The sequence below is a fragment of the Pseudomonas laurylsulfatiphila genome (genome assembly GCF_002934665.1).
GTDB classification, from domain to species: domain Bacteria; phylum Pseudomonadota; class Gammaproteobacteria; order Pseudomonadales; family Pseudomonadaceae; genus Aquipseudomonas; species Aquipseudomonas laurylsulfatiphila.
The window spans coordinates 643,358-666,241 of the sequence record NZ_NIRS01000004.1 but is presented as its reverse complement, the minus strand read 5'-3'; the positions used below and the strand labels follow the sequence as shown (position 1 = coordinate 666,241).

Here is a 22,884-nt window from a genome sequence, read left to right as displayed (position 1 = left end):
GCAGTAGGAAAAACCAAGGTTTTGCACAAACTCTGTGGCGAGGGAGCTTGCTCCCGCTGGGCTGCAAAGCAGCCCCAAGCTCGGTAAATGCGGTTTCTCTGTGGAAACCGTCATGCCGAAGCGACGACTGCTACGCAGTCGAACGGGAGCAAGCTCCCTCGCCACAGAAAAGCGTTCGCTAGATCAATGTCTCGATACGCAGAGAGTTAGTCGATCCCGGCTGCCCAAAGGGCACACCGGCGGTGATCAATAAGGTGTCGCCACGCTGCGCCATGCCTTGGGCCTGGGCGATCTCCAGCGCTGTGGAGCAGACTTCATCGACCTGGCGCAGGCGATCGTTGACCACCGAGTGCACACCCCAGGCCACACTCAGGCGACGGGCGGTCTGCAGGTTCGGCGTCAGGTTGAGGATCGGCACGGTCGGCCGCTCCCGCGCCGCACGCAGGCTCGACGCGCCGGACTCGCTGTAATTGACCAGCACCGCCACCGGCAGCACGTTGCTGATACGGCGAATGGCGCAACTGATCGCGTCGGAAACGGTGGCTTCGGCTTTCGGTCGGCTGACGTCGAGTTGAGTCTGGTAGTCCGGACCGTTTTCCACCTGGCGGATGATCTTGCTCATCATCTGCACGGCTTCGAGCGGGTATTCGCCAGACGCGGTTTCCGCCGACAGCATCACCGCGTCCGCCCCTTCGGCCACGGCGTTGGCCACATCGGTGACTTCGGCGCGGGTGGGCGCCGGCGAGAAGCGCATCGACTCCAGCATCTGCGTCGCCACCACCACCGGTTTGCCGAGCTGGCGGCAGGTGCTGATGATGTTCTTCTGGATCTGCGGCACGCTTTCGGCCGGCACTTCCACGCCCAGGTCACCCCGGGCGACCATGATCGCATCGCTCAATTCGGCGATCTCGCGCAGTTGTTCGACGGCCGAGGGCTTCTCGATCTTGGCCATAAGGAAGGCCTTGTCGCCGATCAGGGTACGGGCTTCGCGGATGTCGTCGGGACGTTGCACGAACGACAGCGCCACCCAGTCCACGCCTAGCTCCAGACCGAAGGTCAAATCGCGGCGATCCTTGGCGGTCAGCGGGCTCAGGTCGAGCACCGCTTGCGGTACGTTCACACCTTTGCGGTCCGAGAGTTCGCCGCCATTGAGCACGGTGGTGTCGATGGCGTCGGCGTATTTGGTCACGACCCGCAGGCGCAACTTGCCGTCGTCCAGCAGCAGGTCCATGCCTGGCTCCAGCGCGGCGATGATTTCCGGGTGGGGCAGGTTGACCCGGCGCTCATCGCCCGGCGTGGCGTCGAGGTCCAGGCGCAAGGCCTGGCCGCGTACCAGTTGCACCTTGCCTTCGGCGAATTTGCCGACCCGCAGTTTCGGGCCTTGCAGGTCCATCAGGATGCCCAATGGATAATTCAGTTGGCGCTCGACTTCACGAATCCACTGGAAACGCTGGGCGTGGTCGGCGTGATCGCCATGGCTGAAGTTCAGGCGGAAGATGTTGACCCCGGCCAGCACCAGCTCACGGATGTCGTCGATGCCGTCGATGGCCGGGCCGAGCGTGGCGAGGATTTTGACTTTTTTGTCAGGCGTCATGTTTAGTGCTCTCAAGGATCAGAATGGCGCGGAAGTCGTTGACGTTGGTTCGGGTCGGCTCGGTGACGATCAGGGCGTCGAGCGCCTCGAAATAGCCGTAACCATTGTTGTTGTCCAACTCGTCGCTGGCGCTCAGGCCCTTTGCGGCGGCGCGGGCGTAGCTGTCCGGGGTCATGATCGCGCCGGCGTTGTCTTCCGAGCCGTCGATGCCGTCGGTGTCACCGGCCAGTGCGTAGACGCCGGGCAGGCCTTTGAGGCTGTCGGTCAGGCTCAGCAGGAACTCGGCGTTGCGCCCGCCACGGCCATTGCCGCGCACGGTGACGGTGGTTTCACCGCCCGAGAGAATCACGCAGGGCGCCGCCAGTGGCTGACCGTGCAGGACGATCTGTCGCGCGATGCCGGCGTGGACCTTCGCCACCTCGCGGGATTCGCCTTCGAGGTCGCCGAGGATCAGCGGGCTGAACCCGGCCTGACGGCATTTCACCGCCGCCGCTTCAAGGGATTGCTGCGGACGGGCGATCAGTTGGAAATGACTGCGTGCCAGGCTCGGGTCGCCGGGTTTGACGGTTTCCGACTCGGGGCTTTGCAGCCAGGTGCGCACCGAGGCCGGAACCTCGATGGCGTAGCGTTTGAGGATCGCCAGGGCTTCGGCCGAGGTGCTCGGGTCGGCCACGGTAGGGCCTGAGGCGATGACCGTGGCCAGATCGCCCGGTACATCGGAAATCGCATAGGTGTAGACAGTGGCCGGCCAGCAGGCTTTGCCCAGGCGGCCGCCCTTGATCGCCGAGAGGTGCTTGCGCACGCAGTTCATCTCGCCGATGGTCGCACCGGACTTGAGCAGGGCTTTGTTGATCGACTGCTTGTCGGCCAGGGTGATGCCTTCGGCCGGCAGTGCCAGCAGGGCAGAGCCGCCGCCGGAGAGCAGGAAGATCACGCGGTCGGATTCGTTGAGGTCGCTGACCAGTTCCAGCACGCGCTTGGCCACGGCCAGGCCGGCGGCGTCCGGTACCGGGTGCGCGGCTTCGACCACTTCGATTTTTTCGCAAGGTGCGCCGTGACCGTAACGGGTCACCACCAGGCCTGACACTTCACCCTGCCAGCAGCGCTCGACCACCTGGGCCATGGCGGCTGCGGCTTTGCCGGCGCCGATGACGATGACGCGACCGCTGCGGTCGGCAGGCAGATGGGCTTCGAGGACTTGTTGCGGATGCGCCGCATCGATGGCTGTGGCAAACAGCTCGCGCAGCAATTGTTGCGGATCGACCGACATGGCGGGCTCCCGGAATTCTTGTTATTGGAGGAAGGCAGCCTGCGACAACTCTGGAGGGCTCACCCTGTTTAACTGGATGAGCCCGATCCTGTAGGAGCTGCCGCAGGCTGCGATCTTTTTTGCGGATAACGCGGCTTGCGGAGGAATGTCAGATCAAGATCAAAAGATCGCAGCCTTCGGCAGCTCCTACCCGCGGATCGAGAAGTTCGCCATGTGTTCCAGACCCTTGATCAGCGCCGAGTGATCCCAGTTGCTGCCACCGATGGCCGCGCAGGTGCTGAACACTTGCTGGGTGTTGGCGGTGTTCGGCAGGTTGATGTTCAGCTCCTTGGCGCCTTGCAGGGCCAGGTTCAGGTCCTTCTGGTGCAGGCTGATGCGGAAGCCCGGATCGAAGGTGCCCTTGATCATGCGCTCGCCATGCACTTCGAGGATCTTCGAGGAGGCGAAACCGCCCATCAGTGCTTCGCGCACCTTGGCTGGATCGGCACCGTTTTTCGAAGCGAACAGCAGGGCTTCGGCCACCGCCTGGATGTTCAGGGCCACGATGATCTGGTTGGCCACCTTGGCGGTTTGACCGTCGCCGTTGCCACCGACCAGGGTGATGTTCTTGCCCATGGCCTGGAACAGCGGCAGGGCGCGTTCGAAGGCGTCGGCATCGCCGCCGACCATGATGCTCAGGGTCGCCGCCTTGGCGCCGACTTCACCACCGGAGACCGGGGCGTCGAGGTATTGCGCGCCTTTTTCGTTGATCTTCGCGGCGAAAGCCTTGGTGGCGGTCGGCGAGATCGAACTCATGTCGATCACCACTTTGCCTTTGCCAACACCGGCAGCGATGCCGTCGGCACGGAACAGCACGTCGTCGACCTGCGGGGTATCCGGCACCATGACGATGATGAATTCAGCTTCCTGGGCGACTTCTTTCGGGTTCGCCAGAGCAACGGCGCCAGCGGCGACCAGGTCGGCAGGGGCGGTATCGTGGTGCGCCGACAGGAACAGGCTGTGACCGGCTTTCTGCAGGTTCAACGCCATTGGGTGGCCCATGATGCCGGTGCCGATAAATCCGATTTTAGCCATGAGAAAATCCTCTTGTTTTGTGCTTTCTGTAGGAGCGAGCCTGCTCGCGATGAACCCCGAAGCAACGCGGGTATTCAGACAGCCCGCGTAATCGTTGACGACCATCGCGAGCAGGCTCGCTCCTACAGGGATATGTGTCAGATTGCGTTATAGGTTTTCAGCCAGCCCAGGCCTGCTTCGGTGGTGGTCAGCGGCTTGTATTCGCAACCGACCCAGCCCTGGTAGCCGATGCGGTCCAGGTGTTCGAACAGAAAGCGGTAGTTGATTTCACCGGTGCCTGGTTCGTTGCGCCCCGGGTTGTCCGCAAGCTGCACATGGTTGATCTCGCCCAGGTGCGATTGCAGGGTGCGGGCCAGGTCGCCTTCCATGATTTGCATGTGGTAGATGTCGTATTGCAGGAACAGGTTGGCGCTGCCGACCTGCTCGCGAATCGACAGGGCTTGCGCCGTGTTGTTCAGGTAGAAACCTGGAATGTCACGGGTGTTGATCGCTTCCATCACCAGCTTGATGCCCGCCGCTTGCAGCTTGTCGGCCGCGTACTTGAGGTTGGCGACGAAGGTTTTCTCCACGGTGGCATCGTCAAAGCCCTGCGGCCGGATACCGGCCAGGCAGTTGACCTGGGTGTTGCCCAGCACTTGCGCGTAGGCGATGGCCAGATCGACACCGGCACGGAACTCTTCAACCCGGTCCGGCAGGCACGCGATACCGCGCTCGCCCTTGGCCCAGTCGCCGGCCGGCAGGTTGAACAGCACTTGGGTCAGACCGTTGGTGTCGAGCTTGGCCTTGATTTCGGCGGAGCTGAAGTCGTACGGGAACAGGTACTCGACACCACTGAAGCCGGCTTTGGCGGCCGCTTCGAAACGGGCAAGAAAGTCCTGTTCGGTGAACAGCATGGACAGGTTGGCTGCGAAACGCGGCATGGTGGTCTCCCGTATATGTATGAGGTCCCTTGTGGGAGCGGGCTTGTGTGGCGAGGGAGCTTGCTCCCGCTGGGGCGCGAAGCGGCCCCAAAAGCTTTACGACTGCTTCGCAGCCGAGCGGGAGCAAGCTCCCTCGCCACATAGCCCGCTCCCACAGGGGGAGCGGTCAGCAGTTAGTCCAGCAGCGAAATCGCAGTCGGTGCGTCGTCGCCGACCAGCGCCAGGTCTTCGAATTCGTTGACGGCGTTGATCTCTGTACCCATGGAAATGTTGGTCACGCGCTCCAGGATGATCTCGACGATCACCGGAACCTTGAACTCTTCGATCAGTTCCTGGGCCTTGCGCAGGGCAGGCTGGATCTGAGCCGGTTCAAACACACGCAGTGCCTTGCAGCCCAGGCCTTCGGCCACCGCGACGTGGTCCACACCGTAGCCGTTGAGTTCCGGCGCGTTCAGGTTGTCGAAGGACAGCTGTACGCAGTAGTCCATGTCGAAACCGCGCTGTGCCTGGCGGATCAGGCCCAGGTACGAATTGTTTACCACGACATGGATGTACGGCAGCTTGAACTGCGCGCCCACCGCCAATTCCTCGATCATGAACTGGAAGTCATAGTCCCCCGACAGGGCCACGACTTTACGGTTCGGATCAGCCTTGACCACGCCCAGCGCTGCCGGAATGGTCCAGCCCAGAGGGCCTGCCTGACCGCAGTTGATCCAGTGACGCGGCTTGTAGACGTGCAGAAACTGCGCGCCGGCAATCTGCGACAGGCCGATGGTGCTGACGTAGCAGGTGTCCTTGCCGAACACCTGGTTCATTTCTTCGTAAACGCGTTGCGGCTTGACCGGCACGTTGTCGAAGTGAGTCTTGCGCTGCAGGCTGGCTTTACGCTGCTGGCAGTCTTGCAGCCAGGCGCTGCGGTTCTTCAGCTTGCCGGCGGCTTGCCATTCGCGAGCGACTTCGATGAACACGGTCAGCGCGGCAGCGGCGTCGGACACGATGCCTAGGTCCGGGGTGAACACGCGGCCGATCTGAGTGCCTTCGATGTCGACGTGGATGAACTTGCGGCCTTCGGTGTAGACGTCGACCGAACCGGTGTGACGGTTGGCCCAACGGTTACCGATGCCCAGCACCACGTCCGACTTGAGCATGGTCGCGTTGCCGTAGCGGTGCGAGGTCTGCAAGCCAACCATGCCCACCATCAGTGGGTGATCGTCAGGGATGGTGCCCCAGCCCATGAGGGTCGGGATCACTGGAATGCCGGTCAGCTCGGCGAACTCCACCAGCAGATCGCTGGCGTCGGCGTTGATGATGCCGCCACCAGCCACCAGCAATGGACGCTCGGCCTGATCCAGCAAGGCCAGAGCCTTCTCGACTTGAACGCGGCTGGCGCTTGGCTTGGCCAGCGGCAGTGGCTGGTAAGCGTCGATGTCGAATTCGATTTCCGCCATCTGTACATCGAACGGCAGGTCGATCAGCACCGGGCCTGGACGGCCGGAGCGCATTTCATAGAAGGCTTTCTGGAACGCGTAAGGCACCTGGCCCGGTTCCAGAACGGTGGTTGCCCACTTGGTGACTGGCTTGACGATGCTGGTGATGTCGACAGCCTGGAAGTCTTCCTTGTGCATACGGGCGCGGGGTGCTTGCCCTGTGATGCAGAGGATTGGAATCGAGTCGGCCGAGGCGCTGTAGAGCCCGGTGACCATGTCGGTGCCGGCAGGGCCGGAAGTGCCGATGCACACGCCGATGTTGCCGGCCTTGGTGCGGGTGTAGCCCTCGGCCATGTGCGAGGCGCCTTCAACGTGGCGAGCGAGTACGTGATCGATGCCGCCGACCTTTTGCAGGGCGGAGTACAGCGGGTTGATGGCGGCACCCGGGATGCCAAAAGCGGTATCGACCCCTTCACGGCGCATCACCAGAACGGCGGCTTCGATTGCTCTCATTTTGCTCATGGTTTTGTGCCTCTTTACGTTTTGTAATTGTATACAAGTGGCTTTGCGCAGAGTGTATTCACGGCGGACGGCGCAGGTCAATCCATTTTCTCAAGCGCTTGTTTCATTCGTCGGAAGCCCTTTCTACTGTGGCTTTTCGTCGCATGTGGCGCCTTTCGAGAATTATTGTATACAAAAAAATAATTCATTGTGTTCTATTTGTTGCATCGGGCTGCGGCACAAAAGCGCAGCCCCACGACTTTCCCTATAACAAAATGAGGACGGCACCATGAGCGCTTTAACCTTGAAAGTCGCAGTCAACCTGGTCAACGAGGCCATCACCGCCGGGCGTGCAATCGCCGCGGCACCCTTGACCATCGCGGTACTGGATGCCGGCGGGCATCTGATCACCCTGCAACGCGAAGACGGCGCCAGCCTGCTGCGCCCGCACGTCGCCATCGGCAAGGCCTGGGGCGCCATCGCGCTGGGCAAGGGTTCACGCCTGCTGGCGCTGGACGCCCAGCAACGACCGGCGTTTATCGCCGCGTTGAACAGCCTGGGGCAGGGCAGCGTCGTGCCAGCACCGGGTGGTGTGCTGGTGCGGGATCAGGACGGGAACGTGCTGGGGGCGGTGGGGATCAGCGGCGATCTGTCGGATGTTGACGAGCAGTGCGCGATCAATGCCATCGAGGCGTTGGGGTTGGTGGCGGATGGGGGGGTGGCGGCTTGAACTTCTGCGTTTGAGCTAATGCCTTCGCGAGCAGGCTCGCTCCTACAGGTTTATGGTCGGACACAAAATTGTCTGAGTGCCTGAACCCCTGTAGGAGTGAGCCTGCTCGCGATAGCTATCTACCAGATACATCCAGCCAACAGTTTGCCCACCTACTTGAATCCACAGCGCTAGCCTTCTCATGACTTGACCATGGGAGGCAAAGGAATGCCGAATTTACCTGCCGCAAATCGATTGCGAATCGGGCGCTATGCCGAAGCCAGTCGAATTTATCTGTTAACCACCAACACACTTCACAGGACACCACTGTTCAAGGACTTTTCCTTGGGCAGACTGGTCGTCGATCAATTTCGAAATGCACAGAATCTTGGCCTGGCTAACTCCCTGGCCTGGGTGGTCATGCCAGATCATTTTCATTGGCTGATTGAGTTGCAGAAGGGATCTTTGAGTGAGCTGATGCAGAAAACCAAGTCGATGAGTACCAAAGCCGTGAAGCAGTCTACGGGTCGAAACAGCAGTCTATGGCAGAGAGGGTTTCATGATCGGGCACTGCGGCGGGAAGAGGATTTGGTTAAATTGGCCCGATATGTAGTAGCCAACCCGCTGCGGGCTGGGCTGGTGGAGAAGCTTGGTGACTATCCGTTGTGGGATGCGATTTGGGTTTGATCTGGGACTGAGTCGTCCCTATCGCGAGCAGGCTCACTCCTACAGGGAAGTGCATTCCAAAGTAGGAGCAGACTTGCTCGCAAAGGCCGCGACCCTGTCTACCGCTCCGGCTCACACCCCTTCAACACCAACCGGATAATCGTCTGCGCCGCCGCTTCGTAATCTTCCTCATCCAGCCTGGCCTTGCCGGTGATGGCGGTGATCTGCCAGTCGAAGTCGGCGTAGGTCTGGGTGGCGGCCCAGATGCTGAACATCAGGTGGTTGGGGTCGATGGGGGCAATTTGTCCGCGGTCGATCCAGGTCTGGATGCACTCGATGTTGTGTTTGGCCTGGCCATTGAGCTGTTCGACCAGATCGCTGCTCAGGTGGGGCGCGCCGTGCATGATTTCGCTGGCGAACACTTTGGAGGCGAAAGGCAGGTCGCGGGAGATGCGGATTTTCGAGCGAATGTAGCCGCTGAGCACTTCACCGGGTTCGCCGTCCGGGTTGAACGGCGTCGAAGCCTGCAGGATCGGTTCGATGATGCTTTCCAGGACCTCGCGGTAGAGGTTTTCCTTGGATTTGAAGTAGTAGTAGACGTTGGGCTTGGGCAATCCCGCCTTGGCTGCGATGTCGCTGGTTTTGGTCGCAGCGAAGCCTTTGTCGGCGAACTCCTCACTGGCGGCACGCAGGATCAGTTGTTTGTTGCGCTCGCGGATAGTGCTCATAAACCCGGTGATTCCTTGCCTGTTCTGGCGGTTGCGCATGGTATCACCGGCCTCGCGCGGCGCTCAAGAATGCACCGCAGCCCATGATGCCGCGCTATGCTGCTGCGCATTCATTGCAGAAGGAAACCCGATTCATGGCAGGAAGCAGTTTGCTGGTACTGATCGACGACATCGCGGCCGTGCTGGATGACGTCTCATTGATGACCCAAATGGCCGCCAAGAAAACGGCTGGCGTACTCGGTGACGACCTGGCACTCAATGCCCAGCAAGTCAGCGGCGTGCGGGCCGAGCGGGAAATCCCGGTGGTCTGGGCAGTCGCCAAGGGTTCGTTCATCAATAAATTGATCCTGGTGCCGTCGGCATTGGCGATCAGTGCATTCATTCCGTGGTTGGTCACACCGCTGTTGATGGTCGGCGGCGCTTATCTGTGCTTCGAAGGGTTTGAGAAGCTCGCCCACAAGTTCCTGCACAGCAAGGCTGAAGACGCCGTCGAGCATGCGCAACTGGTCGAGGCGGTGGCCGATCCTGCCACTGACCTGGTGGCGTTCGAGAAGGACAAGATCAAAGGCGCGATCCGCACCGACTTCATTCTTTCGGCGGAAATTATCGCCATCACCCTCGGCACCGTGGCCGGCGCTCCATTGACCCAGCAAATCATCGTGCTTTCAGGCATTGCCATTGTCATGACGGTCGGTGTGTACGGATTAGTGGCGGGTATCGTCAAGCTCGATGACCTTGGCCTGTGGTTGACCCAAAAACCCGGGCGGATGGCGAAAAGCATCGGCGGCGGGATTCTGCGTGCGGCACCGTACATGATGAAGAGCCTGTCGGTGATCGGCACCGCGGCGATGTTCTTGGTCGGCGGCGGCATTCTCACGCACGGTGTGCCGGTGGTGCATCACTGGATCGAAAGTGTTGGCGCAGCGGCAGGCAGCGGCGGATTTATCGTGCCGGTGTTGCTCAATGGCGTGGCGGGGATTGTGGCGGGTGCGGTGGTGTTGGCGGGGGTGATGGTTATCAGCAAGATCTTCAAGGCGATTAGAAGCTGAGGTCGGGCACTCTTTAAGTGTGGGAGCGAGCCTGCTCGCGAAGAGGTCACAGCATTTAACTTCCATGTTGAGTAATGCACCCCTTTCGCGAACAGGCTCGCACACAGTTGAGTTGTGGTGTTTCAAGTTGTGCGCATAAAAAAGGCCATGCGATCTGAATCGAATGTTGTTGCCAATGGTTCTCGGCGACGCGCAATTTACGCTTCATCATGAGTCGAACAAATCATATTTTGAAATGAACCAGGACAGTTGGTCTTAACTGGTATTTCTGACAGTGGGTGACTTGCAGGGAGAGAGAATATGATGATCAAACGTAGCTTTGATCGTTAAACTAGACTCTTCGGAAGGTAATCGTTATGTCGACGACTAAATTGCAATCTTTACCTGAAATTCCTCTTCCTGATGCGGGTGCTTTCGCTATCAGTCCCAGTGGTGAGTTCGCTGTTGTCTGCCAGACCAGCTCGGGGAAAATCTCAATTATTGACACCCGTTCGGGTAAAATATTGAAGACTATCTCTTTTCCCAGGCAACCCACCGGAGTGGAGTTCAGTCGCAATGGCATGTTTCTCTATGTCGTTCTTGATCGCGACGCTATCGTGGAATTTTTTACTTCCGACTGGCGTGAAAGCAAGCGTATTACTTGGACTGAAATATGGACGAAAATAGTAGCTGATAATGATGGCGGTCATGTATACGCTGTCTCACCCAGGGGCATCGATGAACTTGACGTGGCCCGGCTTGAGATTGTCAGGAGTTTCGCGTATCCGGGGCTTAGGAACAGTTCGGCATTAAATTCAGGCAATTTTCTTTGTGTGGTTACGTTTGAAAAATTTATCGTTTTTGATATTCAGGGGTGGGGCGCGAAACTTGAACGAAAGATTGAAAGCGGTAGTTTGGTAGAAATTGACCCGGGAAGAGCACGTGCATTTGTGGGGCAAAACTTGAGAAGAAATGTAGAGATATACGATCTCGCCAGTGGTGATTCTCTTGGCTCAATCCCCGGAAATGACATTGTTCAAGGCATTGCATTGACTCCGTCAGGTTCACTGGCGTTTATCATTTCGTATGAGGGCGCAAATATGGCTGTATATGACGTGGATGGTGAGGTCAAAAAAATCGAAGACGTTTCGATTGGTGGGGATCCAAGGCATGTAGTTGTTGCACGCGATGGTGCTCGCGTTTATGTTACCAACGGAATTGCTTTAAAGGTATTTGAAGTGTCTCGAGTATAGTGTTGCATGTGAAATAAAAAGGCCATTCGATTCACATCGAATGGCCTTTTTTGTTGCCGATGAGTTACTCGGCGATCTGCAACTTACGCGCTTCGGTATACACGTAACGCACTTTCTCGTACTCGAACGGTGAGTTCATCTGGCCATAGCGGAAGGTGGTCTGGTTGCGCTTGTCGATGCCGCGCAGGATCCAGACTTCCGGATGGTTGGAGCTGACTTCGGCCACGTTGAGGTAATTGATCGCATTCTCGGCCGTGTAATCCACCAGCAGGCCGCCGGTATCACGCAGGTTCGACGGACCGAGGATCGGCAGGACGAAGTAAGCGCCGCCCGGAACACCATAGAAGCCCAGGGTCTGGCCGAAGTCTTCGCTTTGGCGTGGCAGGCCCATGGCGGTGGCCGGATCCCACAGGCCGGCGATGCCGATGGTGGTGTTGAGCAGCAGTCGCCCGGTGGTTTCCAGTGAGCGCTGGCCCTTGAGTTGTAGCAGGCTGTTCAACAGGTTCGGCACATCGCTGAGGTTGTTGAAGAAGTTGCTGACGCCGGTGCGCAGGAAGCTCGGGGTGACGTAGCGGTAACCATTGACCACTGGCAGGAATACCCATTGGTCGAAGCGGTAGTTGAAGTGGTAGACGCGCCGGTTCCACTCTTCCAGCGGATCGTAGACGGCCAGTGCGCTGAGCGTCGAACGCTCGAATTCGCGCTGGTCCAGGCCCGGGTTGAACTTGAGTTTGCTCAACGGTTCCTTGAAGCCGTCACTGTCGACGACCACGGGAGCGTTGGCCTTGCTGTTGTCAGCTTGCGCGACGCCTGCACAGAGTAACGCTGCGAAAAGCAGGAGGTATTTAGCCACGGAAGAACTCCAGCATGGCGTCGCTGTTGACGCGGTAGTTAATGTTGCCGCAGTGGCCCCCGTGCGGGTAAACGGTCAGGCGATCACCGAAGGTCTTGCGCAGGAAGCCCAGGTCGCCAGGGCCGAGGATCACGTCGTCGGCGTTGTGCATGACGGCGATTTTCGGGCTTTCGTGCAGATAGTCCTTCAGCGCATACAGGCTGACCTGGTCAATCAGTTGCAGCAGGCTGCCGCCGTCGGTGCGGGCGCGCCACATCGGGATGACTTGTTCGGTGATGTAGCAGTCGAAGTCGCATTGCAACGCACGCTTGAGGAACGGTGTGAGGCTGGTGCCCTCGGTGATCGGGAACTTGGGCGGGGTGATCAGGCCGCGACGGTTGATCAGGTCCGAAGTGAAGGCGATGTCCGCCGCTGAAAAGCGGAACGAGGTGCCGATCAGCATGGCCATCTGTTCGTTGGTCAGGTGCTGTTTGGATTGCTGGAAATCGTAGAGCAGGGCGTCGTTGAGGTCGATGTAGCCCTTCTGCTGGAAGTAGCGGGTCAGTTTGTTCAGTACCAGTTCATAGAACGTGGTGCTGGTGTTGATGCCCTTGACCTCGGTCTGGACCAGCTTGTCGAGGTTGGTGATCGAGGTGTAGAGGTTGACCGGCGGGTTGAGCAGCAGGACTTTCTTGAAGTTGAAGCTGCGGCGGGTTTCGTCCAGGTGCGCGACGAAAGCGGCATCCAGTGCCCCCAGGCTATACCCGGTCAGGTAGTAATCGGTGACGGGCACTTTCGGGTTCTGTGCCCGCACGGCCTGCATCACCCGGTACATGTCTTCGGCGTCTTCCTTGGAAACGCCCGGCGTGGCGAAGCGTGATGCGGCGCTCATGAAGTCATAGCTGGTGGGCGATGACAACTGCACCACGTGGTAGCCGGCTTTGTAATAGAGCTTCTTCAGGTATTCGTTCAGGCTGCTGTCATAGCGCGCACCGGTGCCGGCGATCAGGAAAATCAGCGGCGCGGCGTGATCCTGCGTGGCAATGCGGTAGTCGAGTTTCTTGACGGCCCAGAAATTGTCCGGCAATTCGAACGCCCGTTCCGGACGCAAGGTGACGCTGCGCACGGTCTGGTCGATGTCATCGTCCAGGGGTAGCTCCGGACGTAGGTCCGGCGGCGTGGTCGCGATGGTCGCCTCGAACGGGTTGGTCAGGGGGTAGCCATAACTGGCGGCGTCAACGTCGACTGCCAGTGCGGACGCACTCAATATAAGGCCGCCAAACAGGGCGGCGAAGCGCAAGGAGCGGAGCATGACTAAATCCCTTAGAAGAAGGTGTCAAATGAATTTCGCAGGCTATGACCACCGGATATGCGCCAAAGTGCCAACCCTCGGCACCAATCAGGCCTGATTTCGAAGTTATAGTAGCTGGACGATACACTTTGCAGCGATTGAATGCCCAGTTAACAGTTGTTATAGCTTGCGAAACGTTCAAGGGCGATTAAGCTGGCCGCCGTTTTTCGCCAATTGGAGTGTTTCATGTCCCGCCGCCTGCCCGTGATCCTGCTGCTTGTTTTGCTGCCTGTATGGCTGGCCGCCAGTTTTGGCGCGCGTTATGGCTTCATGGAGGATGCGCAGTGGGTCGGTATTTGCGTGGATGAGGCGAGTCGCTGGGAATGCCAGGTGCGTTCGAACCTGGGCCTGATGATTCACTTCGGGGTTCTGGGCTGGGCTGCACTGGGCGCGGCGATCATCGGTTTTGTCGTGCCGGGGCGGGCAGGCTGGTGGCTGGCGGTGCTGGCGCTGGTGTTCGGGTTTCCGGCGCTGGCGTTGTACAACACCACGCTGGCGGTGTTTGCGCTGGTGATTGCGGGGTTGCGGTTGGTCAGGGCTTCCCGTAGCGCCTGATAGTCAGCCTTCGCGGGCAAGCCCGCTCCCACAGGGTTCTTCAGCGAACATAAATTTTGTGTTCGACAATGATCAAATGTGGGAGCGGGCTTGCCCGCGAAGAGGCCTGCAAGGTTGATGAAAATTAAACCTTGCGAACCCGCAAGCAACGCCACAACGCAACAACCATCAACACACTCACCAGCGCCCAGCCCCAGGCCTGCTGGTTCAGTAAACCTTCACGAAACAGTTGCGGCGCGATGCCGGCGCCAATGATGAAGGTCAGCAGGGCGATTTCCCGGCGCGGCACGCTCACCGGGCGGCACAGGTAGACCAGCGCCGGCACGATGAACGCCACGCTCGGGAAGCTGCGATAGCGCGGGTCGAATACCAGTTCCAGCATCATCACGGCCGCCGCGAAACCTGCCGTTGCAACCAGCCAGCCAGCACGGCGCTCCAGTAAATCGAAAGCCTGCCCGCGCCACCCGTCACGCGGACTCAGCGCCAGTGCTGCATGGGCCAGCACAAGCAGATTCAGTACGGTCAGCAACCCGACCCACAGCCATTCACTGGTGAAGCGAGTGGTGACGCGTGCCAGGTCGCCCCAGGCGCCAATCGAGCAAGCCGCCAATGCGCCGAGCAGTGGCAGCACCAGTGCCGCGCGCGTCGTGCGAACCCGGCCGCCAAGTAGCAGGGTGCCGATAAAGATCAGGCCGCCCACTGCCAGCCATTGCGACCAGTACGGGACGTTTGTCACTGGCCCGGCCAGCACGCCCTTGTCCTGGCGATCGGCATCGAACAGTCCCCAGTAGCCGCCGACTGCGCCTTCACTGGCGCGCTTCCATGGCTGGTCGAAGGCTTCGATCAGGTTGTAATGCCAGCCTTGCTGCTCGGCCATGGCGACAAAACCACGTATGAATTTGGCTTCATTGACCCGGCTCGGCAGTGCGGTTTCGCGTTGGCGGCCTTCGCTGGGCCAGCCGGTTTCGCCGATCAGTATGTCCTTGGGTGCGAACTTGTTGCCGAACACCTGACGCACTTCGGCCACATGTTGCAGGGCGGCGTCGATGTTCGATGGATCGTCTTCCCAGTACGGCAGCAAATGGATGGTCAGGAAGTCCACGGCAGGGGCAATTTCAGGGTGCTTGAGCCAGAACTCCCAGACGTCGGCATAGGTGACGGGCTGTTTGACCTGGCTCTTGACCTTGTTGATCAGCTTCGCCAATTGCGCCCCGGTGACTTCCTTACGCAGCAGGGTTTCGTTGCCGACGATCACTGCGCTCACCACATCCGGGTTGGCGTTGGCCGAAGCGATCAGCAGGTCGACTTCTTTTTCCGTGTCCACCGGGTTGCTGTTGACCCAGGCGCCGATCATCAACTTCAAACCGTGCTTGCGTGCAAGGTCCGGCAGGGCTTCAAGGCCGGTCATGGAATAGGTGCGAATGCATTCGAAGCTTTTTGACAGCAGTGCGAGGTCGGCATCCATACGTTCGGGACGCAAGTTGAACGGCACATCGAACGGCGACTGATCCTTGTCGAACGGCGTATAGGACGCGCATTGCAGCTTGTGCGTGGCGCTGGCCGCGTCCGGCAGGATCACCGGTTTTCCGAGGCCGTACCAGAAGCCGCCAAGGGCAAACAGCCCGAGCAGGCAAGCGAATAGATAAGCAGCAAAGGAGAAGCGGTATGTCGCGGACATGGTCAGGCCGTGTGGGAGCAAAGCGGCGCATGTTACCTGCATTTACCGCGTGCTTGGTGGCTTGCATGATTTTGACATGCAAAGTTCGGGCGGTTTGGCAGGTGCGTTTGCCGTGGTCAGGATTAATGGCTTTCTGATGTCGTTTCTCGATGCCTTGAGGTCGCTGGCAGAGCAGGTCGCGATGAGCGTCAGGTTGATTATCGAGGCGTCAGTACTCCGCTGATGTCGGGACGAGTTTGCTGTAAGGCGTGATGGGGGCGCTGTGCACCATAACAATACGTTTAAGCGACTCGGCATCCGTCGAGCGCAGCACTTTCGGGGAAGTAACGATGAAGATGCGACGACTCTTGGGCGCAGGTGCCGCTTTGGTGCTGGCGATCAGCTCTACCGTGGCCAGTGCCGCCGGGAAGGAAGTGACTATCGGTTACGTCGATGGCTGGTCGGACAGCGTTGCCACGACCAACGTGGCGGCCGAAGTAATCAGGCAGAAACTCGGTTATGACGTGAAGCTGCAAGCCGTTGCCACCGGGATCATGTGGCAGGGCGTGGCGACCGGTAAACTCGACGCCATGCTGTCGGCCTGGCTGCCGGTGACCCACGGCGAATACTGGACGAAGAACAAGGATCAGGTCGTCGATTACGGCCCGAACTTCAAGGACGCAAAAATCGGATTGATCGTGCCGGAGTACGTCAAAGCCAAATCGATCGAGGACCTGAAAACCGACGACAGCTTCAAGAATCGCATCGTCGGCATCGACGCCGGCTCAGGCGTGATGCTCAAGACCGACCAGGCCATCAAGGACTACGACCTGACCGGTTATCAACTCAAGGCCAGCTCCGGCGCTGGCATGATTGCCGAGCTGACCCGTGCCGAGAAGAAAAACGAATCCATCGCCGTCACCGGCTGGGTACCGCACTGGATGTTCGCCAAGTGGAAACTGCGCTTCCTCGAAGATCCGAAAGGCGTGTATGGCGCGGCAGAAACCGTGAACAGCATCGGCAGCAAAGGGCTTGAGGCCAAGGCACCGGAAGTGGCCAAGTTCCTGAAGAACTTCCAGTGGGAATCCAAGGATGAAATCGGCCAGGTGATGCTGGCGATTCAGGACGGTGCCAAACCTGAAGCCGCGGCGAAGGACTGGATCGCCAAGCACCCTGAGCGCGTGGCTGACTGGACCAAGTAATAAAAAAGAGCACGCTTGACCCTGTGGGAGCGAGCCTGCTCGCGAAGCGTTCTGTCAGTTGACTGAGTTGTCGGCTGATCAGACGCCTTCGCGAGCAGGCTCGCTCCCACAGTTGTTTGGTGCATGCTGGAAATTGGCGAATCTGTCATGTGGTTCTAAGACTAAGGTCGTCTGGAACCTGCCCCGCAGCCGCATAGAGTGGATAACGTTCCAATTCAATCTGTGCTGCGAGGATAAAAACAATGAACGACAGCATTTACCTCTCGATTCAAAACAGCCCGCGTTTCAAGGAGCTGGTCAGCAAGAGGGAGCGATTCGCCTGGATTCTTTCGGCAATCATGCTTGGGCTTTACTCCGGATTCATCCTTTTGATTGCTTACGGGCCGCATTTGCTGGGGGCGAAAATCAACCCTGAGTCCTCGATTACCTGGGGAATACCGATTGGCGTCGGGCTGATTGTTTCGGCCTTCGTCCTGACCGGTATCTACGTACGACGCGCCAATGGCGAGTTTGACGACCTGAACAATGCGATTCTCAAGGAGGCTCAGCAATGATCCGGCGTCTACTGGCTCTATTGAGCATCGCAGCTTTTGCACCGGGCGCCTGGGCGGCTGAAGCTCTGACCGGTGAAGTGCAAAAACAACCCCTTAACGTCGCCGCGATCCTGATGTTCGTGGTATTCGTGGGGGCAACCCTGTGCATCACTTACTGGGCCTCCAAGCGTAACAAGTCGGCTGCCGACTACTACGCGGCGGGCGGCAAGATCACCGGGTTCCAGAACGGCCTGGCGATTGCCGGTGACTATATGTCGGCCGCTTCCTTCCTGGGTATTTCCGCGCTGGTGTTCGCTTCAGGCTACGACGGGCTGATCTATTCGATCGGCTTCCTGGTGGGCTGGCCGATCATTCTGTTCCTGATCGCCGAGCGCCTGCGTAACCTGGGCAAGTACACATTTGCCGACGTGGCGTCCTACCGCCTGGGGCAAACCCAGATCCGTTCGCTGTCCGCCTGCGGTTCGCTGGTGGTGGTGGCGTTCTACCTGATCGCCCAGATGGTGGGTGCGGGCAAGCTGATCCAGCTGTTGTTCGGCCTCGACTACCACGTCGCGGTGATTCTGGTGGGCGTGCTGATGTGCCTTTATGTGCTGTTCGGCGGCATGCTGGCGACCACCTGGGTGCAAATCATCAAGGCGGTTCTGCTGCTGTCCGGCGCTTCCTTCATGGCGCTGATGGTGATGAAACACGTCAACTTCGACTTCAACATGCTGTTTTCCGAGGCGATCAAGGTTCACCCTAAAGGTGAAGCGATCATGAGCCCGGGCGGTCTGGTGAAAGATCCGGTCTCGGCGTTCTCCCTCGGGCTGGCTCTGATGTTCGGTACCGCGGGTCTGCCGCACATCCTGATGCGCTTCTTCACCGTGAGTGATGCAAAGGAAGCTCGCAAGAGTGTGCTGTACGCAACCGGTTTCATTGGCTACTTCTACATCCTGACCTTCATCATCGGTTTCGGCGCGATCCTGCTGGTCAGCACCAACCCGGCCTTCAAAGACGCGGCCGGCGCGTTGCTCGGCGGTAACAACATGGCGGCGGTGCACCTGGCCAACGCGGTCGGCGGCAGTATCTTCCTGGGCTTCATCTCGGCCGTGGCGTTCGCGACCATTCTGGCGGTAGTGGCCGGCCTGACCCTGGCGGGTGCTTCGGCGGTGTCCCACGACCTGTATGCCAGTGTGATCAAGAAGGGCAAGGCCAACGAGAAGGATGAGATTCGTATTTCGAAGATCACCACCGTTGCCTTGGCTGTGCTGGCCATCGTTCTGGGTATTCTGTTCGAAAGCCAGAACATCGCGTTCATGGTGGGCCTGGCGTTCTCCATCGCGGCGAGCTGCAACTTCCCGGTACTGCTGCTTTCCATGTACTGGAAAAAGCTGACCACTCGCGGTGCGATGATCGGCGGCTGGATGGGCCTGATCAGTGCCGTAGGCCTGATGATCCTTGGCCCGACCATCTGGGTGCAGATCCTGCATCACGAGAAGGCTATCTTCCCGTATGAGTACCCGGCGTTGTTCTCGATGTTGATTGCCTTTGTCGGGATCTGGTTCTTCTCGGTCACTGACAAGTCGACTGCGGCTGACAATGAGCGGGCGCTGTTCTTCCCGCAGTTTGTTCGATCGCAGACCGGGTTGGGGGCGAGTGGGGCGGTTTCGCACTAAGGCTTCAACGCTTTTTAGATAAGTTGCGCTGACAATTGAATGCCCCGGTCGAGAGATCGGGGCATTTTTTGTTGGGCGATTACCGACCGGAATTTGTCGGGTGTACTCGATCCTGTGGGAGCGGGCTTGGTCCGGGCGGCGATCCGACGAAGGCGGCCTGACAGCCGACCTGTCTCTTGTTGACCGTGTACATATCCATTGCTGCGGTAACGGCGGCTTACGGTTTCGCCCTTACGGCGACTCCCTTTTTTACAAGCGCCTAAAAAAGGAAGCAAAAAACGCTCGCGGTATGACTCACCCACATAGGTAACAAAACAGTTCAAGCACATAGGTAACAGTTTTTAACTGGCACTGGTCGATTCCGAGGATCTGACCATGCCGTGGCGAGAGCTGAAACCTATGGACCTGAAAGTGATGTTCATTGCCGATTATTTGTCTGGTCGACTCAATTTCAGTCAACTCTGTGCGGCTCACAGCATCAGTCGCAAGACTGGTTACAAGTGGGTGGCCCGCTACAACGCGGACAGCATTAATGGCTTGGCGGAGTGCAGTCGCAAGCGACACTCCCAGGCTCAGGCCGTGCCGTTTGCGGTCAAGGAGGCCATTCTTGAGCTGCGCGGCCAAGGGCAAACCACACCGGGCCCGAAGAAGATTCAGACAGCCCTGAGTGAACGGTTTCCAGATCAGTCTCCGCCCTCGAAAACCACGATCTACAACGTGCTTAAAAAGGCGGGTCTGGTGCCCCCACGGCGTTTACGTCAGCGTGTCGCCATCTATCCCAAGCCACTTCAGAAAGCCGATCTTCCCAACCAGCTCTGGAGCGCCGATTACAAAGGCCAATACCTGACGGGAGACGGTGTCTGGTGTTACCCCCTGACAGTGATGGATCACGCCAGTCGCTTTCTACTGGCGTGTGAAAGCATGCCCAGCACGACTTTCAAGGACGCCAAGGCAACCTTCGAGCGGCTATTTAAGATGCATGGAATGCCCGAGCGGATCCGTACCGACAACGGTGTCCCTTTTGCCAGCGGTGGGCGTGCCGGGTTATCGCAGTTGTCCATCTGGTGGGCCCGTCTGGGCATCATTCACGAAAGGATTCAACCTGGTCGACCAGAGCAAAACGGACGGCATGAGCGCATGCACCGCACGCTGAAAAGTACGTTGCCAAGGCCGCCGGAAATTGAGTGGGGAGCCCAGCAGAAACATTTCGATCTGTTCATGCAGCACTACAATCATGAGCGTCTTCATGAGGCGCTGGGGCAGAAAACCCCCGGCTCTTGCTACACAAGCTCTTCACGACCTTATCCGGGCAAGCTGCCGGAGATGAGGTACCCAAGCCATGTTGAGGTTTACCGGACGGACTCCAACGGCGTGGTGAACAAAGGTAGGCTTAGAATCTATGTCGGCTACGTGCTCAAGCATGAAACGGTTGGGTTGGAGAGCGTCAGTGAGGGTGTTTGGGACATCATTTTTGGACCGGTAGTATTAGGCCGCGTTGATGAAAGGGATGCCAAAGACGCTTATCTGACGCTCAAAGTAATCAGAAATAAGTGATCAGGTGTTACCTATGTGGCTGACCTCTTCTGTTACCTATGTGGTTGATCCCTTCACTCGCCCCGAACGTACGGCCCCTCGCCTGGGCTCGGCGTTCCTTCGCTCCGGCATTCAGCCGGGGGCATCGCCTCCGGTCGGCTTCGCTTCGACCTCCTCTCGATGTGTTCGGCTTCGCCGAGCGGCGCTGCGCGCCTAACCCCCGGATGAACGCCTCCACTCAGCCTTCCGAAGGGGCGGGTGGATCAAGATCAAGAGCTGCAGGCGAGCTAACGCTCGGCCTGATGAGTGGTGAAGAGCGAAGATGTACGCCGACCTGCCTTTGCTCTTCTGTGGGAGCGAGCTTGCTCGCGATGGCGGCCTGTCAGCCGACCGAAATCTCGCGGATCCAAGCCAGCAAACAGGCCGGCCGGTAGGCCGCCTCGGACGCTGTTGCGGTGTACGCCCCCTCGTGAGGCCGAGCGCAGGTTCTGCGCAGTGGGCAACCCGGCATGGATGCCGGGTTAGCCGTCCCCGGCCATGGATGGCCGATGGCGGCGGGCCCACGGAGCAGGACCGGAGCGAGGGCATGCCGAGCCACGGCGAGGCACCGAATGTCAGGGGCAGAGCGCTTTGGTTACTTTCGCGCTTTTCGAAAGTGACCCGCTGTAAGAGCGGAACCATAAGCCGCCGTTACCCAAACAACGGATATGTACACAACCAAAAGCCGTACAAACAAAAACGGCCTCTGCTTCTTTATAAAAAGCAGAGGCCGTTCCCGGTGCAACTCAACACGCTACAGCAAGACAGATCTTACTTGCGGTCTTCCAGCTTGGTGATGTCACGCGACTCGTAGCCGGTGTACAGCTGGCGCGGACGGCCGATCTTGTACGGGCTGGAGAGCATTTCTTTCCAGTGGGAGATCCAGCCGACGGTCCGCGCCAGGGCGAAGATCACGGTGAACATGCTGGTTGGAATGCCGATCGCCTTGAGGATGATCCCCGAGTAGAAGTCGACGTTCGGGTACAGAGAGCGCTCGATGAAGTACGGGTCGGTCAGGGCGATCTCTTCCAGGCGCATGGCCAGTTCGAGTTGCGGATCGTTCTGGATGCCCAGTTCCTTCAATACTTCGTCGCAGGTCTGCTTCATGACGGTGGCGCGCGGGTCGCGGTTTTTGTAAACGCGGTGACCGAAGCCCATCAGTTTGAACGGATCGTTCTTGTCCTTGGCCTTGGCGATGAACTTGTCGATGTTCGAAACATCGCCGATTTCATCAAGCATGGTCAGTACGGCTTCGTTTGCACCGCCGTGGGCAGGGCCCCACAGTGCAGCGATGCCGGCAGCGATACAGGCGAACGGGTTGGCACCCGAGGAGCCCGCCAGGCGCACGGTGGATGTCGAGGCGTTCTGCTCGTGGTCGGCATGGAGGATGAAGATCCGGTCCATGGCCTTGGCGAGTACCGGGCTGATCGGTTTGATCTCGCACGGGGTGTTGAACATCATGTGCAGGAAGTTTTCCGCGTACGACAGGTCGTTGCGCGGGTACATCATGGGTTGGCCCATGGAGTACTTGTAAACCATCGCTGCCAGGGTCGGCATCTTGGCAACCAGGCGGATCGCGGAGATTTCGCGATGCTGCGGGTTATTGATGTCCAGGGAGTCGTGGTAGAAGGCCGAGAGGGCACCGACTACACCGCACATGACGGCCATCGGGTGGGCGTCGCGACGGAAGCCGTTGAAGAAGGTCTTCAACTGCTCGTGAACCATGGTGTGGTTCTTCACGGTGCTGACGAACTGGGCCTTCTGTTCTGCGGTCGGCAGTTCGCCGTTGAGCAGCAGATAGCAGGTTTCCAGGTAGTCCGACTTTTCAGCCAGCTGTTCGATCGGGTAGCCGCGGTGCAGCAGGATGCCGTTGTCGCCGTCGATATAGGTGATCTTCGACTCGCACGAGGCGGTCGACATGAAGCCTGGGTCAAAAGTGAAACGGCCCGTGGCCGTCAGGCCCCGAACATCGATAACATCGGGACCAACGGTGCCGGTTAAAATGGGCAGCTCGACGGGGGCTGCGCCCTCGATGATCAACTGCGCTTTTTTGTCAGCCATGTGGCCTCCTATTTATGCTTGAAATCATCAGACAGACCCCCCACGCAGGGCCCGCACCACTATAGTGAGATAAATTCGAATGTCAATTTGCCTAAAGTCTTGCTCCAGAAGGCTTTAACCGGACTTTTTTCTCGAAATTGGCTGCCATTTACGCCTTTTATGTCAGTTGCGCAATCCGCTGTTTGGGTTAGGTCTTTGCGTTGTCATTAGTAGCCTAACTGTCTATACTCGGCCACCGACCGCCAGGGGCTTTTGGGCCTGCTTTATTGGGGGTC

At 58.9% G+C, this 22,884-nt stretch carries 19 protein-coding genes; 9 read left to right on the top strand and 10 right to left on the bottom strand.

Features of this window, described 5'->3' with window-relative positions; genetic code table 11:
- Nucleotides 1–178: 178 nt before the first annotated feature.
- The 5 genes from pyk to gcl all read right to left on the bottom strand — a co-directional run bounded on the left by pyk (nucleotide 179) and on the right by gcl (nucleotide 6,807).
- Nucleotides 179–1,594 (bottom strand): pyruvate kinase, encoded by a 1,416-nt coding sequence (gene pyk / locus CD175_RS17860; protein WP_007983282.1) that lies wholly within the window; start codon nucleotides 1,592–1,594, stop codon nucleotides 179–181.
- Nucleotides 1,584–2,864 (bottom strand): glycerate kinase type-2 family protein, encoded by a 1,281-nt coding sequence (locus CD175_RS17855; protein ID WP_007971416.1) that lies wholly within the window; start codon nucleotides 2,862–2,864, stop codon nucleotides 1,584–1,586. Before CD175_RS17855 ends, pyk begins: the two co-directional genes overlap by 11 nt.
- A gap of 186 nt (nucleotides 2,865–3,050) precedes the next feature.
- Nucleotides 3,051–3,938 (bottom strand): 2-hydroxy-3-oxopropionate reductase, encoded by an 888-nt coding sequence (locus CD175_RS17850; protein WP_104449880.1) that lies wholly within the window; start codon nucleotides 3,936–3,938, stop codon nucleotides 3,051–3,053.
- Nucleotides 3,939–4,075: 137 nt separating this feature from the next.
- Nucleotides 4,076–4,858: a hydroxypyruvate isomerase gene (gene hyi, locus CD175_RS17845; RefSeq protein ID WP_104449879.1), complete on the bottom strand. Its 783-nt coding sequence runs from the start codon at nucleotides 4,856–4,858 to the stop codon at nucleotides 4,076–4,078.
- 173 nt (nucleotides 4,859–5,031) lie between these two features.
- A complete protein-coding gene (gene gcl / locus CD175_RS17840; RefSeq protein WP_104449878.1) occupies nucleotides 5,032–6,807 on the bottom strand; it encodes a glyoxylate carboligase in 1,776 nt (591 codons plus the stop codon).
- Nucleotides 6,808–7,075: 268 nt separating this feature from the next.
- Between gcl and CD175_RS17835 the strand changes: the two genes are divergently transcribed.
- The gene (locus CD175_RS17835) at nucleotides 7,076–7,516 is read left to right on the top strand and encodes a GlcG/HbpS family heme-binding protein (protein WP_104449877.1); all 441 of its coding nucleotides are present in this window, start codon (nucleotides 7,076–7,078) and stop codon (nucleotides 7,514–7,516) included.
- A 207-nt stretch (nucleotides 7,517–7,723) separates the two neighbouring features.
- Nucleotides 7,724–8,182 (top strand): REP-associated tyrosine transposase, encoded by a 459-nt coding sequence (locus CD175_RS17830; RefSeq protein ID WP_104449975.1) that lies wholly within the window; start codon nucleotides 7,724–7,726, stop codon nucleotides 8,180–8,182.
- A gap of 98 nt (nucleotides 8,183–8,280) precedes the next feature.
- Here the strand turns inward: CD175_RS17830 and CD175_RS17825 are convergent, their stop codons facing one another.
- Nucleotides 8,281–8,889, bottom strand: a complete 609-nt coding sequence (locus CD175_RS17825; RefSeq protein WP_015096199.1) for a TetR/AcrR family transcriptional regulator — start codon at nucleotides 8,887–8,889, stop codon at nucleotides 8,281–8,283.
- A 134-nt stretch (nucleotides 8,890–9,023) separates the two neighbouring features.
- Between CD175_RS17825 and CD175_RS17820 the strand changes: the two genes are divergently transcribed.
- Together CD175_RS17820 and CD175_RS17815 are read left to right on the top strand one after the other, a co-directional pair.
- Nucleotides 9,024–9,938 (top strand): DUF808 domain-containing protein, encoded by a 915-nt coding sequence (locus CD175_RS17820; RefSeq protein WP_104449876.1) that lies wholly within the window; start codon nucleotides 9,024–9,026, stop codon nucleotides 9,936–9,938.
- A 356-nt stretch (nucleotides 9,939–10,294) separates the two neighbouring features.
- Nucleotides 10,295–11,170, top strand: coding sequence for a YncE family protein (locus CD175_RS17815; protein WP_104449875.1), 876 nt, complete (start codon nucleotides 10,295–10,297; stop codon nucleotides 11,168–11,170).
- A 64-nt stretch (nucleotides 11,171–11,234) separates the two neighbouring features.
- Here the strand turns inward: CD175_RS17815 and CD175_RS17810 are convergent, their stop codons facing one another.
- Both CD175_RS17810 and CD175_RS17805 read right to left on the bottom strand, forming a co-directional pair.
- The gene (locus CD175_RS17810) at nucleotides 11,235–12,023 is read right to left on the bottom strand and encodes an MlaA family lipoprotein (protein WP_104449874.1); all 789 of its coding nucleotides are present in this window, start codon (nucleotides 12,021–12,023) and stop codon (nucleotides 11,235–11,237) included.
- On the bottom strand, nucleotides 12,016–13,314 hold the full coding sequence (locus tag CD175_RS17805; RefSeq protein WP_104449873.1) for a serine/threonine protein kinase: 1,299 nt from the start codon (nucleotides 13,312–13,314) through the stop codon (nucleotides 12,016–12,018). Before CD175_RS17805 ends, CD175_RS17810 begins: the two co-directional genes overlap by 8 nt.
- Before the next feature lie 225 nt (nucleotides 13,315–13,539).
- On the opposite strand from CD175_RS17805, the gene CD175_RS17800 reads away from it, so the two are divergent.
- Nucleotides 13,540–13,908 carry a hypothetical protein gene (locus CD175_RS17800; protein WP_104449872.1) on the top strand — a complete coding sequence of 123 codons (369 nt, stop codon included), beginning with the start codon at nucleotides 13,540–13,542 and terminating at the stop codon, nucleotides 13,906–13,908.
- Nucleotides 13,909–14,032: 124 nt separating this feature from the next.
- On the opposite strand, the gene CD175_RS17795 is transcribed toward CD175_RS17800, so the two are convergent.
- Complete coding sequence (locus CD175_RS17795; protein WP_104449871.1) at nucleotides 14,033–15,628, bottom strand: glycoside hydrolase family 17 protein; 1,596 nt, start codon at nucleotides 15,626–15,628, stop codon at nucleotides 14,033–14,035.
- Nucleotides 15,629–15,915: 287 nt separating this feature from the next.
- On the opposite strand from CD175_RS17795, the gene CD175_RS17785 reads away from it, so the two are divergent.
- From CD175_RS17785 to CD175_RS17770, 4 genes are all read left to right on the top strand, one after another.
- The gene (locus CD175_RS17785) at nucleotides 15,916–16,767 is read left to right on the top strand and encodes a glycine betaine ABC transporter substrate-binding protein (RefSeq protein ID WP_104449870.1); all 852 of its coding nucleotides are present in this window, start codon (nucleotides 15,916–15,918) and stop codon (nucleotides 16,765–16,767) included.
- A 242-nt stretch (nucleotides 16,768–17,009) separates the two neighbouring features.
- A complete protein-coding gene (locus CD175_RS17780) occupies nucleotides 17,010–17,321 on the top strand; it encodes a DUF485 domain-containing protein (protein ID WP_104449869.1) in 312 nt (103 codons plus the stop codon).
- On the top strand, nucleotides 17,318–18,976 hold the full coding sequence (locus tag CD175_RS17775; protein ID WP_104449868.1) for a cation acetate symporter: 1,659 nt from the start codon (nucleotides 17,318–17,320) through the stop codon (nucleotides 18,974–18,976). Before CD175_RS17780 ends, CD175_RS17775 begins: the two co-directional genes overlap by 4 nt.
- Nucleotides 18,977–19,351: 375 nt before the next feature.
- Nucleotides 19,352–20,530, top strand: a complete 1,179-nt coding sequence (locus CD175_RS17770) for an integrase core domain-containing protein (protein WP_104447355.1) — start codon at nucleotides 19,352–19,354, stop codon at nucleotides 20,528–20,530.
- A gap of 789 nt (nucleotides 20,531–21,319) precedes the next feature.
- Here CD175_RS17770 and gltA read toward each other — a convergent pair.
- Nucleotides 21,320–22,609 (bottom strand): citrate synthase, encoded by a 1,290-nt coding sequence (gene gltA / locus CD175_RS17765; protein WP_007977501.1) that lies wholly within the window; start codon nucleotides 22,607–22,609, stop codon nucleotides 21,320–21,322.
- Nucleotides 22,610–22,884: the final 275 nt, after the last annotated feature.

What these genes read in the sequence shown, in the direction of transcription:
- pyk (WP_007983282.1), bottom strand. Translation starts at nt 1,594, where the DNA reads ATGACGCCTGACAAAAAAGTCAAAATCCTCGCCACGCTCGGCCCGGCC.
- CD175_RS17855 (WP_007971416.1), bottom strand. Translation starts at nt 2,864, where the DNA reads ATGTCGGTCGATCCGCAACAATTGCTGCGCGAGCTGTTTGCCACAGCC.
- CD175_RS17850 (WP_104449880.1), bottom strand. Translation starts at nt 3,938, where the DNA reads ATGGCTAAAATCGGATTTATCGGCACCGGCATCATGGGCCACCCAATG.
- hyi (WP_104449879.1), bottom strand. Translation starts at nt 4,858, where the DNA reads ATGCCGCGTTTCGCAGCCAACCTGTCCATGCTGTTCACCGAACAGGAC.
- gcl (WP_104449878.1), bottom strand. Translation starts at nt 6,807, where the DNA reads ATGAGCAAAATGAGAGCAATCGAAGCCGCCGTTCTGGTGATGCGCCGT.
- CD175_RS17835 (WP_104449877.1), top strand. Translation starts at nt 7,076, where the DNA reads ATGAGCGCTTTAACCTTGAAAGTCGCAGTCAACCTGGTCAACGAGGCC.
- CD175_RS17830 (WP_104449975.1), top strand. Translation starts at nt 7,724, where the DNA reads ATGCCGAATTTACCTGCCGCAAATCGATTGCGAATCGGGCGCTATGCC.
- CD175_RS17825 (WP_015096199.1), bottom strand. Translation starts at nt 8,889, where the DNA reads ATGAGCACTATCCGCGAGCGCAACAAACAACTGATCCTGCGTGCCGCC.
- CD175_RS17820 (WP_104449876.1), top strand. Translation starts at nt 9,024, where the DNA reads ATGGCAGGAAGCAGTTTGCTGGTACTGATCGACGACATCGCGGCCGTG.
- CD175_RS17815 (WP_104449875.1), top strand. Translation starts at nt 10,295, where the DNA reads ATGTCGACGACTAAATTGCAATCTTTACCTGAAATTCCTCTTCCTGAT.
- CD175_RS17805 (WP_104449873.1), bottom strand. Translation starts at nt 13,314, where the DNA reads ATGCTCCGCTCCTTGCGCTTCGCCGCCCTGTTTGGCGGCCTTATATTG.
- CD175_RS17800 (WP_104449872.1), top strand. Translation starts at nt 13,540, where the DNA reads ATGTCCCGCCGCCTGCCCGTGATCCTGCTGCTTGTTTTGCTGCCTGTA.
- CD175_RS17795 (WP_104449871.1), bottom strand. Translation starts at nt 15,628, where the DNA reads ATGCAGGTAACATGCGCCGCTTTGCTCCCACACGGCCTGACCATGTCC.
- CD175_RS17785 (WP_104449870.1), top strand. Translation starts at nt 15,916, where the DNA reads ATGAAGATGCGACGACTCTTGGGCGCAGGTGCCGCTTTGGTGCTGGCG.
- CD175_RS17780 (WP_104449869.1), top strand. Translation starts at nt 17,010, where the DNA reads ATGAACGACAGCATTTACCTCTCGATTCAAAACAGCCCGCGTTTCAAG.
- CD175_RS17775 (WP_104449868.1), top strand. Translation starts at nt 17,318, where the DNA reads ATGATCCGGCGTCTACTGGCTCTATTGAGCATCGCAGCTTTTGCACCG.
- CD175_RS17770 (WP_104447355.1), top strand. Translation starts at nt 19,352, where the DNA reads ATGCCGTGGCGAGAGCTGAAACCTATGGACCTGAAAGTGATGTTCATT.
- gltA (WP_007977501.1), bottom strand. Translation starts at nt 22,609, where the DNA reads ATGGCTGACAAAAAAGCGCAGTTGATCATCGAGGGCGCAGCCCCCGTC.